Source organism: Amycolatopsis thermoflava N1165, from assembly GCF_000473265.1.
GTDB lineage: Bacteria > Actinomycetota > Actinomycetes > Mycobacteriales > Pseudonocardiaceae > Amycolatopsis_E > Amycolatopsis_E thermoflava.
Map to the genome: position 1 here is coordinate 5896017 of NZ_KI421511.1, position 12334 is coordinate 5908350.

General features: G+C 73.0%; 7 protein-coding genes and 1 pseudogene. 2 read left to right on the top strand and 6 right to left on the bottom strand.

Annotation, left to right across the window (positions count from 1 at the left end; genetic code table 11):
* Positions 1-20 precede the first annotated feature (20 nt).
* Complete coding sequence (locus AMYTH_RS45870; protein WP_037322753.1) at positions 21-5834, bottom strand: toxin glutamine deamidase domain-containing protein; 5814 nt, start codon at positions 5832-5834, stop codon at positions 21-23.
* An 862-nt stretch (positions 5835-6696) separates the two neighbouring features.
* Here AMYTH_RS45870 and AMYTH_RS45875 point away from each other — a divergent pair.
* Positions 6697-7257 carry a hypothetical protein gene (locus AMYTH_RS45875; protein WP_051362848.1) on the top strand — a complete coding sequence of 187 codons (561 nt, stop codon included), beginning with the start codon at positions 6697-6699 and terminating at the stop codon, positions 7255-7257.
* A gap of 1110 nt (positions 7258-8367) precedes the next feature.
* Here AMYTH_RS45875 and AMYTH_RS51320 read toward each other — a convergent pair.
* From AMYTH_RS51320 to AMYTH_RS0129065, 4 genes and pseudogenes are all read right to left on the bottom strand, one after another.
* Positions 8368-8757: pseudogene (locus tag AMYTH_RS51320) on the bottom strand (WXG100-like domain-containing protein); the annotation flags it as partial.
* A 2-nt stretch (positions 8758-8759) separates the two neighbouring features.
* Positions 8760-9089 carry a WXG100 family type VII secretion target gene (locus tag AMYTH_RS0129055; protein WP_027933205.1) on the bottom strand — a complete coding sequence of 110 codons (330 nt, stop codon included), beginning with the start codon at positions 9087-9089 and terminating at the stop codon, positions 8760-8762.
* Positions 9086-9676, bottom strand: a complete 591-nt coding sequence (locus AMYTH_RS0129060; protein WP_027933206.1) for a YbaB/EbfC family nucleoid-associated protein — start codon at positions 9674-9676, stop codon at positions 9086-9088. Before AMYTH_RS0129060 ends, AMYTH_RS0129055 begins: the two co-directional genes overlap by 4 nt.
* Positions 9677-9731: 55 nt before the next feature.
* A complete protein-coding gene (locus AMYTH_RS0129065) occupies positions 9732-10970 on the bottom strand; it encodes an MFS transporter (protein ID WP_037324097.1) in 1239 nt (412 codons plus the stop codon).
* 270 nt (positions 10971-11240) lie between these two features.
* On the opposite strand from AMYTH_RS0129065, the gene AMYTH_RS0129070 reads away from it, so the two are divergent.
* A complete protein-coding gene (locus AMYTH_RS0129070) occupies positions 11241-11837 on the top strand; it encodes a YqgE/AlgH family protein (RefSeq protein WP_267283905.1) in 597 nt (198 codons plus the stop codon).
* Between the two features lie 52 nt (positions 11838-11889).
* On the opposite strand, the gene AMYTH_RS0129075 is transcribed toward AMYTH_RS0129070, so the two are convergent.
* Complete coding sequence (locus tag AMYTH_RS0129075) at positions 11890-12291, bottom strand: SdpI family protein (protein ID WP_027933209.1); 402 nt, start codon at positions 12289-12291, stop codon at positions 11890-11892.
* Positions 12292-12334: the final 43 nt, after the last annotated feature.

A 12334-nucleotide genomic window follows, 5' to 3' on the forward strand; every position in this document is an offset into this window, starting at 1 on the left:
TGCCGCTCACTGTAACCAGCTCACGCGAGGATGGAGGTGCACGGGAAACCAGCGGGCTGCGCCTCCCACATGCCGAACGTGCGCCGCTGCACCGACTCGATGAAGGACTCCTCCTGTGCGGTGAGCGCCCGGCCCTCTTCCTTGGCCTGCTTGCGCATCCCGTCGACGGTGGCGTAGAGCGCGAACAACGGTCCCTCGCCGCGGAGGTAGAAGGCGCGCTCCCGTTCGGTCTCCGCGATGAACTCCGCCTCGGTCAGCGAGCGGAAGTTCGACGGCAGCTCGTCCTGCAGGACCTTCTCCAGGTGCGTGCTGTTCTCCTCGAACTGGCCCGTGCGGACGTTGAGCAGGAAGCCGGTGAGGTTGCCGTCGCCGTCCCGGTCGACCTTGTACGTCTTGTTGAAGCACTTGAAGTACTGCGGGGTCGGCACCTCGGCCGCTTCCTCGACCAGGGGTTGCTGGGGTCCGTCGAGCTTCCGGTGCCTGCCGCCCCGGGACGTGCCGCCTGTGGCGCCCGGCCCGGCCATGCCCGGCATCGGCGGCATCATGCTCACCGCGCCGACCGTGCCGTCCGAGGTGCGCACCTGCATGTCCAGGCCGCCGCCCTCGGCTAGGCGGTCGTCGGCGGCGAGGACCTCCAGGCCGGGGGTGCCGGCGAGCTGCGCGGCCGCGCGGTAGGCGTCGTCCGCACTGCCGACCTGCAATCCCGCCGAGGCCAGCCCCGTCAGGCGGGAGGCATCACCGTCGAAGCCGGCGAGGTTCCGCTGGAGCTCGTCCCAGCTGGGCGAGGACGCGGGGATGGCGGTGCCCCCGACCGCGTTGGCGATCCCGCCCAGCGCGGAGTCCAGCTCCTGCCGCGCGGCGGCGGCCCGCTCCAGCTGGTCGCGCAGGTAGGCGTCGGAGTACGCGGGGTCGGCCGCGCGCGAGGGGTCGAAGCCGGGCTGCAGCTGGTCGCCGATGCCGCCGGGCGGGAAGCCCGCCGGGAACCCTTCGCCTGCCGGCGGGAAGCCGGGCTGCTGGGGCCGCTCGGGCGGCGGCTGGTGCTCGGCCGGTGACCTGAAGTCGGCCTGGACGTGGTCCGGGATGTTCGGCATCGGCAGCTGCTCGTCCCAGGCTTCCTCGACCACCGGGATCGCGTCCGGATAGGTGATCAGGTTGACGAGGAGGCCCAGGTTGGTGAGCAGCAGCCGCCGGAAGCCCGGGTTGTTGTCGACGGCGTCGCGGAGCTCGGGGTGCTCGTCCAGCAGGCGCTGGAAGGCGTCGTCGATCCGCATGGTCTGCCCATCGACGACGACGGTGTCATCCCCGGGGGCCAGATCGTCGGCGGTCCGGTTTTCGTCCGGTTCGTCCCCGCGCCGCTCCGGTTCGGCGGACGTGTCGTCACGCGGGCGTTCCGGTTCGGCCGGTGTCTCGTCGCGGCCGCGTTCTGGCTGGGCGTGGGCGTCGTCGCGGGGCCGCTCGGGTTGCGCCGATGCCTCGTCGCGGGCGCGTGCGGGCTCGGCGGCGGTGTCGTCGCGCGGACGCTCGGATTCGGCCGGTGTCCCGTCGCGGGGCTGTTCCGGTTCCGCCGGTGTCTCGTCACGTCGAAGCTCCGGAATCTCCCGGCCCTCGCGGCCCGGAAGCCCGTCTTCCGGAAGGTCCGCCGCCCGGCCAGGCACATGCGGATGTTGCGGCCCGACAGGCAAGTCCGGCGCCGTGACCTGCGACGAGTGCCCATAGGCCACCCGCGGATCAACCGGAGCCTGCGGCGATTGTGTGTAAGCCACGCGCGGGTCAACGGGCGCCTGGCCCTGGTGCACCGGCTGTTGCTGGACCGGCGGTTGCGGCGGCTGCTGCACGGGCGGCTGCTGCTGGACGGGCGGTTGCGGCGGCTGCTGCACGGGCGCCTGCTGGTGCACCGGGGGTTGCGGCGGCTGCTGCACGGGCGGCTGCTGGTGCACCGGTGGCTGTGGCGGCTGCTGCACGGGCGGCTGCTGGTGCACCGGTGGCTGTGGCGCCTGCTGCACGGGCGGTTGCTGCTGCACGGGCGCCTGCTGGTGCACCGGCGAGACCGGCCCCACCGTGACCGGCGTGGTCGGCGTCGGCGAGCCGTGCTGCAACGGCGTCGTCGGTGTGTGGTGGACCTGCGGGATCAGCTGCACCGGCGTGTTCGGCACGTGCGGGGCAGGCGTGTGCGGCGCCTGCGACTGCCCGTACGGCAACGCCATCTGCGGGTTCGCCGCGATCCCGTTGCTCGTGGCGAGCGACCCGAACGGCAGGAGGCTGACGCTCGTCGGCTTGGTCGGCAGCTTCATCAGCCCGCCGTTCTGGGGGTCGATGAACGCGACGCCTTCGGGCGTGTTCACCGCCAGGGCCACGTGCGCGGCGTCAGTACCATCCGGCTGCTTGAACGACACGTAGATCACGCTGTGGTCGCCGTGCGGCATGTTCGAAACGTGGGCGATCGCGTTGTCGTACGTGCCGATCCCGTGCACCCACTTGGCGCCGAGCTGGTTCTCCAGCCACTTCATCCGGTCGAACGCGCCGAGGTCCTTCGGCAGGACCGGATCCGCCTGCGAGTCGATCCCGACGAGCCGCTGCGCGTAGGCCACGACGCAGCGGGTGCAGTTGTGCCAGTAGCCCTTGTCGACAGCGTTCGGCACGTTGCGGTTCGGGTTGACGTTCGGCAGCTCCGGGTGCCGCGCCGCGACGTAGGCGCCCTCGTGCGGGCCGGTCGTGCCGGCGTGGATGGCGGGCAGGTTATGCAACCCCGGGGTCGTGCCGGCCATGTTCGACCAGGGCGCCGGCTGGTTCTGCACCAGCGGCACGCCCTGGTGGGCCAGCGGGCCGGGGTGCTGCTGGAACGGCCCCTGCTGCTGGTGCCAGCCGTGCTGCTGCTGCGGCGGCGCGGACTGCTGGTAGGGGTTGTGCACCGGCGGCTGCTGGTGCGGCGCGCCCTGCTGGTACTGCCCGTGCTGGACCGGTGGCCCCTGGTTCGGGTGTGGGGGTGCGGGCTGCTGGTAGGGGTTGTGGGGAACCGGTCCCTGCTGCTGGGGCCAGCCGTGCTGCACCGGTGGCCCCTGGTTCGGGTGTGGGGGCGCGGGCTGCTGGTAGGGGTTGTGGGGAACCGGCGCCTGCTGCTGGGGCCAGCCGTGCTGGACCGGTGGCCCCTGGTTCGGGTGCGGGGGCGCGGGCTGCTGGTACGGGTTGTGGGGAACCGGTCCCTGCTGCTGCGGCCAGCCGTGCTGCTGGGGCGGCGGTGCGGACTGCTGGTAGGGGTTGTGCACCGGCGGCTGCTGGTGCGGCGCGCCCTGCTGGTACTGCCCGTGCTGGACCGGCGGCCCCTGGTTCGGGTGTGTGGGTGCGGGCTGCTGGTACGGGTTGTGGGGAACCGGCGCCTGCTGCTGCGGCCAGCCGTGCTGCACCGGCGGGCCCTGGTGCATGGGTCCGCCCTGGTGCGGCGGCTGCTGCTGGTGCACGTGCGTTGCGGGGGGTTGTTCCGACCGGCGGAACGGGTTCCAGCCGGCGGGCTGCGGCATTTCGCCGTCCAGCCGGTTCCGCAGCGCGTTGCCATCCGCGGAGTTCCAAACTGGCTCGCTGCGCTCGGGACCCCCGCCGAGCAGCTCGCTGATCCGGTTGACCGACGGTTCCGGCTGGGCGGCCGGCGTCGGCTCGCTGCGGTTGGCCAGCGGAGTGCCGTCCCCGGTGTGGGTCTGCATCAGGTGCACACCGGACGGGTTCGGCGGCAGGTCGGCGAGCCGGTTCGTCATCGGGTCGACCAGCGCCACGCCGTGCTCGGTGTTGACCACGCTGAAGGCACGCTGCCCATCCGGCGTGTCGACCGACAGCACGGCCCGCGAGCCGACCGGCTGCCCGCCCATCTCGCGCACCGCGCTGTTGTAGTCCGGGACCTGGTGGAATTCGCCACCGAGCTGCCGGGACAGGAAGTCCCTGCCGCGCGGGTCGTCCAGCTTGCCCGGTTGCGCGTCGACCTGGAGGCCGTCCATCCGCATCTCGAACGCGAGCACGGACTCGGCCGAGTTGTTCCGGTAGGCCTCCGGCATGCCGTCGGCGTAGTAGCCGCGGGTGTTGACGTCCGCGATCTCCGGCAGGTGCTCGCGGAGGAACCGCACCTCCTGGTGGGCGTTGCGGGTCGGGACGCTGGGACCGGTGCTCTGGACCGTCGGGTCCACCGGGTCCGTGCTGCGTGCGTGGATCGCCGGCTCACCGACGACGTCGGACGACCGGCGGATGTCGCCCCAGCCGTTCACCGGCTCGCCGATCTTCCGGGGCTTCGGCGTCTCCGTCTTGGGGCCGGTCTCCGGCTCGGACTTCGGCGGGATGTCGGCCACCGCGGCCTCGCCGCCGAACGCCCGCGCGAAGTCGCGCCTGGACGCCGCCGCGATCTCCGCTTCCTGGACATCGGCCAGGTCGCGGTTGCGGTCCATCTGCTGCTTGGCGGCATCCGGGGGGAGGTAGCGCGGGTCGTCCGGGGTGATCTCCTCGAGCCGGATCACCCACTTCTTGCCGCCGCTGGGGGTCTCGACCTCGATCTTTTCCTTGACCACCAGCTGGGTGCCGGGCTTGTACAGGACCTCGTGTTCCGCCTTGTTCGAGGCCAGCGACTCGATGTACCGACCGGTCTTGCCCTCGATGATCATTTCGACGTCGCCGGGCCACTTCGCCGAGCCGAGGTCGGCGCGGCTCGAACTGAGGAACTGCGATTCGACCACGACCGCGCCGGGCTCGTACCGGCCGGCGACGATGGCCGCCGCCTCGCCTCGCACGTTGACCCGGCGCACCGTCTCGCCCTGATAGGTGGGCATCTCGTTCAGGCCGGACGCGAGCGCACGGACCATCGGCATGACTTCGTCGAGGCTCCGGCCGGTGCGCAGCGCCTCGTTGATCTGGTCGAAGACCGCGCTCGAGGTGTAGCTGTGCACGGCGTAGGCGCCCTGGTCGCTCATGTGCCGCAGGGCCGCGTCCAGATCGCGCATCGCCAGCGCTTCGAGGAATTCGTGCTCGTGGGTGAGCCGGCCCGTGCGCTCGTCGACGATGCCGGTCGCGAGCTGGGCCTCGCCGAGGGCGTCGAAGTCGGCGCGGTCGTAGGTGCGGAAGTTCGGGTCCGCGATGTACGGCTCGTCGACCACCGGACGGTCGCTCCGGGGGGCCGCGTTGTCGGCGGCCCGCTCCGGCTGGGGTGCGCTGTCCTGGTGGGGCGGGCTCTGGTCGGTGGCCGGTGCCTCGTCGCGGGGCGAAGTGGGCTTGTCTTCGGCCGGGTCGGACTGGCTGCGCTCGGCCGCGGGGGCATCGTCCGTTCGGGGCGGCGCCTCGTCGAACGGGCTCCGCTCCGCGGTGGGTGTCTCGTCGCGGACGGGGGTGGCGGTGTCCTGGGCGGGGTCGAAGGGGGTTCGCTCGGTGGCGGGTGCCTCTTCGCGGCGTGGGGCGGCGGTGTCTTCCGCGGGGTCGAACGGGCTCCGCTCCGCGGTGGGTGTCTCGTCGCGGACGGGGGTGGCCGTGTCCTGCGCCGGGTCGAAGGGGCTGCGCTCGGTGGCGGATGGCTCCTCGCGGCGTGGGGTGGCGGTGTCTTCCGCGGGGTCGAACGGGCTCCGCTCCGAGGCAGGGGTCTCCTCGCGGACAGGGGTGGCCGTGTCCTGCGCCGGGTCGAACGGGGTCCGCTCGGCGGTAGGCGCCTCCTCGCGGCGTGGGCCCGCGTCGAACGGGCTGCGGTCGGTCGCGGGCGTCTGCTGTGCAGTGGGGGTCCGCTCGGCGGGCAGCGCCGTATCGCCGGTCCGGGGTGCCGGGGTCTCGGCGGGCGGGCCCGCCTGGTGGACCTGCTCCGGCGGGCGCGCCAGCATCCAGCGCGGGTCGACGGGCGCGCCAGGACGGCCTCCCTGCTGCGTGGGCGGGCCGTACCCGCCCTGCGGCGGACGTTGCGTGGGCCCGTACGCCGGCGGTTGCCCACCTCGCGGCGGCTGTTGCTGCGGCGGACCGTAGCCGCCCTGAGGCGGATGCGGCGGACCACCGTTCGGCGGCGCACCCATCGGGCCCCGCGGGCCCTGCGGCGGCTGACCTTGGAACGGCGCACCCTGGACGGGACCGCCTTGGAGCGCGCGGTTCGGCCCGCCCTGGACGGGGCCGCCTTGAGGCGGCTGCACCGGGCCACCCTGCACAGGCCTGCCCTGGACCGGGCCGCCCTGGCGCGGTTGCTGGGGACCGCCTTGCGTGGGGTTCCCTTGGAACGGGGTGCCCTGGCGTGGCTGGTGGGGTGCGCCTTGGGTGGGATTGCCCTGGAACGGCGCACCCTGGCTGGGGCCGCCCTGGGGCGGCCGGGTGGGTGTGCCTTGGGTGGGGTTGCCCTGGAACGGCGCGCCCTGGCTGGGGCCGCCTTGCGGTGGCCGGTTCGGGCCGCCTTGGAAGGGTGTGCCCTGCGGGGGGCCGGCCTGAGGTGGCCGGTTGGGTGTGCCTTGGGTGGGGTTGCCCTGGAACGGCGCGCCCTGGGGCGGGCCGTACTGAGGGGCGCGCGGCGGCTGTCCGCCCGGCCCGTAGCCCTGCGGCGCGCCGCCGGGATAGCCCTGCACCGGCGCGGCGGGAGGCGTCTGTGGCGACTGCTGTTGAGGCGCTCGGTCGCCCGGTTGGGGGGCGCCGCCGGTCGGGCCGAAGGCGCCGGGGGCGTAGCCGGCGGCGGTCACGCCGTCCGGACGCGTTGACGGCGGGTCGTTGGGCCCGAACCCGCTGCCCGGCTGCACCGGACTCGCTCCCGCCGGGACCGGCATCCGGTCCGCGCCGCTCACCGGGGCGCCATCCGACCCCACGGCCGACCCACGGGACGCCCCGGCCGAGGACGCGGAACCGGCCGACGAGCTCACCGGGGACCCACCGCCGATCGAAGAACCGGCTGAGGAACCAGCGGCGCCGGCGGAGGAACCCACCGAGCCTGCCGAAGAGGAGCCTGCCGAGGCTGCCGAGGAGCTCGGCGAGCCCGCCGAAGAGGAGCCTGCGGAGCCTGCTGACGAGCTGGCTGCGCCTGCGGAGGAGCCGGCCGAACTGGCCGATCCGGCGGAAGAACCGGCCGATCCGGCGGAAGAACCGGCCGATCCGGCGGAACCTGCCGAGGAGCTCGGCGAGCCCGCCGAGGATCCTGCCGAACCGGCCGACGAACCTGTGGAACTGGCCGAACCGGCCGAAGAACCAGCCGAACCGGCGGAAGAACCGGCCGATCCAGCCGAGCCTGCCGAGCGAGCTCGGCAAGCCCGCCGAGGATCCTGCCGAACCGGCTGAGGAGCCTGCGGAACCAGCCGAACCGGCCGAAGAACCAGCCGAACCGCCGGAAGAACCGGCCGAACCGGCTGAAGAACCGGCGGCCGAACCGGTCGACGAACCCGTGGAACCGCCCGAGCCGGCCGAACCGGCTGGTGAACCGGTCGACGAAACTCCCGCCGTTCCCGCTGGGGAACCGCCGCCCTGGTTCGATGCGGCGGGCGCCGCTGTCGCGGGGGGCTGGCTGCCCTGGTGCGTGCCGCCACCGTCCGAAGTGGACCGTGGGGCGTCCGTCGTCGCGGTGGCCGGGCGGTCCGCCACCACGGCGGACTGGCCGCTCACCCGGTCGTTCGCGATCGCGTTCGAGACCGAGCCCGACGAACCGTCCGAGTGGGACGACGACGCGCCCGCCAGCGCCGGCTCCCGGGCACCCGACGAGCCACCCGCCGAAGAACCGGAGTCCGAGCGCGACGAACTGCCCGAATCCGACGAACCCGACGACGAACCACCCGAGTCCGACGAGCCGGAATCCACCGGCGACCCGTCGACCTTGATGTTGCCCGCCCGCACGTCGGCGTTGAAGCTCTTGATCTCGTTGATCTGGTCCTTGGCGCCACCGGTCGCGCGGTCCACGGCGCCGGCGGACGCGCCCATCGCCAGGTCCTGCATCTTCAGGTTGCCGAGGTCGCCGGTCAGCGCGGCCTGCCCGACCGTCGTGGCCACGCCTTCGACGGCCCCGCGCGCGCCCTCCCGCACGGCGCGGTCCGCGATCTGCCCGGCGACGCTGTCCTGCAGCCCCTTGGTCGCGCCCTTCGGGATCGCGTGCCCGGCCGCCCCCGCGACACCCCCGGCCACACCGCTGGCCAGCGCGCCGGCGGTCTTGTCGAAGTCCCAGCTCTTGCGGTCGCCCTTGGCCATCTGCAGCGCCTGGATGCCGCCGTCCAGCGCCAGGTTCATCGCGACGTTCATCGCGATCTCCTTGGCCAGCCGCTTCAGCAGCTGCATCGCGACCTTGCGGAAGCCCTCCTGCAGCATCTTCTGCACGAGCTGCCGGAAGACCATCTGCACGGTCATCCGCGTGGCCATCTGCGCGGGCACGATGCCCGCCGTCGACCCGCCGAACGTCACCACGGCCGCCGCGATCATCGCGGCGATCTGGATCGCCAGGATGATCAGCGACGCGATGATCATGTACTTCGTGTACTCGACGTCGAGCGCCGTCGCGTCCGCCGACTGCGCCAGCGCCTCGCACGCCTTGGTCAGGTTCGTGAAGTAGGCCTCGTCACCGGTGACGAACTTGTCCCACATCTTCTGGAACTCGACCGCGGGCTGACCGGTCCAGGTGCTGAGCGCCTCAGCTGCGGCCCCGTTGGCCTTGTCGACGATCGGCCCCAGCGCGTCGCGGGCGGCCAGCCACGCGTCCCGGACCTCGCGCAGCTTGTCCTCGTCGCCTTCCGGCCAGTGCTCGCCGACGACGATGGGCAGCAGCCACTTGACGTCCTCGGGGAACTCCATCCCCATGGTCAGGCCTGACCTGTGTTCTTGATGACCTTCTCGGCGTCCTTGTGCGTGCCTTCGGTCGCGTCCGCGGCGTCCTTCACGGCCTTCGCCACGTCCTTCAGCGCCTGGCTGAGGCTCCCGAAGGCCTCGGTGCAGTTCTTCGCGGCCGGTTCGTAGTCCTTGGCGAACGCCTGGCCGGACTCGTCGTTGCCCCAGCAGGCGCCCTGCGCTTCGAGCGCGGCCTTGAGCGCCGCGCCGGCGGCCTTCAGGTCGTCACCCGCGGGCGGGAACTTCCCCGCGCCGGACCGGACCGTGTCCGGGTCCATGTCGTGGCCGGTACCGGCTCCGGTCATCGGTCACCCCGCGTCATCCAGGTGTCGGGCATTTCGTCGTCGTCGTGGGTCGGACGCGGGCGGCGCGCCGCCGGTTTCGGCGCCGGCGGAGAAATCGGCGCGTCCCGGCGCATGATCGTCTGCGACTCCGGGTCCTCGGCGGGCCGGGGCTCCGGTTCCGGCTCGGGTTCGAGGAAGTCCGGGATGTCCGGCATCAGGCCGGCCAGCGACGGCGCGCCCTCGATGAACTCGGACAGGTCCGGCAGGTCCGCGGTCAGCGGCCGGAACAACTCGGCCTGCTGCTGCTTGACCTGCAGCATCCCGCGGCGCACCAGGTCGCTGATCGTGCGCGCGAGCGCCTCCGGCCGGGTGCGGTCGAACGTCGTCGGCGCGAGCTTGAGGTCGGCGAGCGTCCCCTGTGCGTCGATGGTGACCTTGACCAGGCCGTCCGGCGAGGACAGTTCCGCGGTGAGGGCGGACGCGGCCTGCTGCGCCTCCCGCAGCTGCGCCGTCTGCTGGTGGAACTTGTCCATCAACTGGTCGACGGTCTCACGCATCGCCGCGTTGCGGGCTTCCTTCTGCGCGCGGTCGTCCCCCGGGGTGCTCACGCGGGCCACTCTAGTGGGCCGCCTTCCGCCGGTCGGCGTAATCGGGAAAATTCCGTCACTCGGTGCGGGCGCGCCGCGCGATCACCAGGTATCCGGCCGCGCCGAGCAGGTACAGCGCGGTGGCGACGAGCAGCAGCGGCACCGACCGCCCGGTCAACGGCACGATCGTCGCGGCGAGTGAGACCGCGATCACCTGCGTGATGTTGAACAGCGTGTCGTACAGGGAGAACACCCGGCCCCGGGCCTCGTCGCGCACGTCGTGCTGGATCGAGGAGTCCACGCACAGCTTCACGACCTGGCCTGCGGCGGTGATGACGAACGACGCGACCAGCACGGTCGGCAGCTGCATCGGCAGGCCGAGCCCGGCCTGCGCGACCGCGGCGACCACCAGCGCGCCGGGGATCGCGCGGCGGCGGCCGAGCCTGCGCACCAGCCGTGGGGTGAGGAAACCGGCGAACAGGATCCCGGCGCCCGCCATCGCGGCGAGCTGCCCCAGCCCGGGCAGCCCGGCCTTGAGCAAACCGTGGTCGGTGAAGGTGAACCGCAGCAGCAGCACCGTGATCAGCAGCGAGATGCCGTAGGACGCCCGGTGCGCGAGCAGCGCGACGAACCCGGCGACGACGCTGGGCGCGCCGAGCGCGGCCCTGGCGCCGTCGACGAGGCCGCGGGCCACGGCGAGCACCGCGTCACTCGGCTCGTCGACGGTGTCCGGTCCGAGCGCGCCGCGGGCGAACCGGCGCGCGATCGCGGCGGAGACGAGCGTGCCGAGCACCGCGACGGCCGTCGTCCAGCCGGAACCGGTGTTCCCGGCGCCGATCAGCGACCGCAACCCGATGGCGACCCCGCCGCCGAGTACCGCGACCAGCGAGCCGAGCGTGGTCGCCACCGCGTTGGCCGTCACCAGGGTGCCCGGTGGCACGACGTGCGGCAGCGACGCGGACAGACCGGACCCGACGAACCGGGAGATGCCCTCGACGATCAGCGCGAGCACGAACAGTTCCAATCCGGCGAACCCGAGCCCGACCGAGACTGCCGTCGCGACGATCGCCGTGCCGCGCAGCAGGTTGGCCACGATCAGCACGCGCCGCCGGTCCCAGCGGTCCAGCAGCGCGCCGGCGAACGGCCCGATGAACGAGTACGGCAGCAGCAGGACGGCGAACCCGCCCGCGATGGTCAGCGGGTCGGCGCCGCGCTCGGGGTTGAACAGCACCGCCCCGGCCAGCCCGGCCCGGAACATGCCGTCGGAGAACTGGGCGGCGAAGCGGGTGAACAGGAGCGTGCGGAAGCCCGCCATCGCGAAGAACGCGCGCGGTGACACCTTCTCGACGGGCTGTGCACTCGCTGTCACGGCTCACCAGCTTACGGTGCCGGGGCGCCGGAAGGAGGGGAAGATTTCGAGGGCCGGCGCACTTGGTCGCCTCTCGGCGGCATTGCGCAGTGTGGCTCCTGCCGAACGGTATTCCACAAAGGCTTTTCTTCAGTGAGCCCGGGGGACACGGAGTGCGCCGGCCACCCCGTTCAACGGGTGGGGGCCGCGCCTTGTTCCCGGCCGTGCGGCCCGGTTTTGCGGGAGTGGGATCATGGGGGCGTGCCAGCGGACGCCGAGGTTGAACCGGGATCGCTCCTGGTCGCCGCTCCTACGATGTTCGATCCCAACTTCCGCCGCACGGTGGTGTTCGTCATCGACCACCGGGAGGAGGGAACGCTCGGGGTCGTCCTGAACCGCCCGAGCGACGTGCCGGTCGACGACGTGCTGCCCAGCTGGGGACGGCACGTGGTGGAGCCGCAGTCGGTGTTCGTCGGCGGGCCGGTGGAGAAGAAGACCGCGTTGTGCCTGGCCGCGCTGCGCGCCGGGGAGACCGCGTCGGGCGTGCCGGGGCTGATCGGCGTGCGCGGTCCGGTGGCGCTGGTCGACCTGGACGCCGATCCGGACGCGCTGGTGCCGAAGGTGCGTGGCCTGCGGGTGTTCGCGGGGTACGCGGGCTGGGACTCCGGCCAGCTGGACGGCGAGATCGACCGCGGTGACTGGCTCATCGTCCCGGCGCTGCCCAGCGACGTGCTGGCCACGCCGGAGCGGGACCTGTGGGGCCAGGTCCTGCGCCGCCAGGGTGTGCCGACGGCCTTGCTGGCCACGCACCCGGGCGACTTGCAGCGAAACTAGGGCCAGCCCCTCGCCCGACCACCACCCCTCAAGGTGGCGCTGCGCGCCGCTGTTATGCCCGCACGGCGCAGCCACCGCAGGCACAACCGGAGCACCCGGCCGGCGCGGCGGGAGCGGGCGGCGGTACGGCGGCCGCGGCCCGGTTGCCCAGCACGCCACCACCGGCGACCAGGGCGAACATGCCGACCAGCCCGATCGCGGTCGCGGTCAGGACACCCGCGGTGCCGGGCATGAGCAGGCCGGCGATCCCGGCCACGATCCCGACCACCCCGGCGACCATCGTGGGCAGCCCGGCGACCCGGTTCGCGACGCGGAACGCCTCGTCGGAGCGCAGGGTGGCGGCCGTGCGCACCCCGGCGCCGCGGTCGCGCGGGAGTTTTTCCCGCCAGCCGAGCAGGCCTCCCCAGCCCACGACGACACCCAGTACGAGCGGAACCAGCGCGACTACGAACACGTCAACGAGCATAAGCGTGATGTTGGCGCTACCCGCTGGACAC

What these genes read in the sequence shown, in the direction of transcription:
- AMYTH_RS45870 (WP_037322753.1), bottom strand. Translation starts at nt 5,834, where the DNA reads ATGCTGGCGCGCCCGCCGGAGCAGGTCCACCAGGCGGGCCCGCCCGCC.
- AMYTH_RS0129055 (WP_027933205.1), bottom strand. Translation starts at nt 9,089, where the DNA reads ATGACCGGAGCCGGTACCGGCCACGACATGGACCCGGACACGGTCCGG.
- AMYTH_RS0129065 (WP_037324097.1), bottom strand. Translation starts at nt 10,970, where the DNA reads ATGGCGGGCTTCCGCACGCTCCTGTTCACCCGCTTCGCCGCCCAGTTC.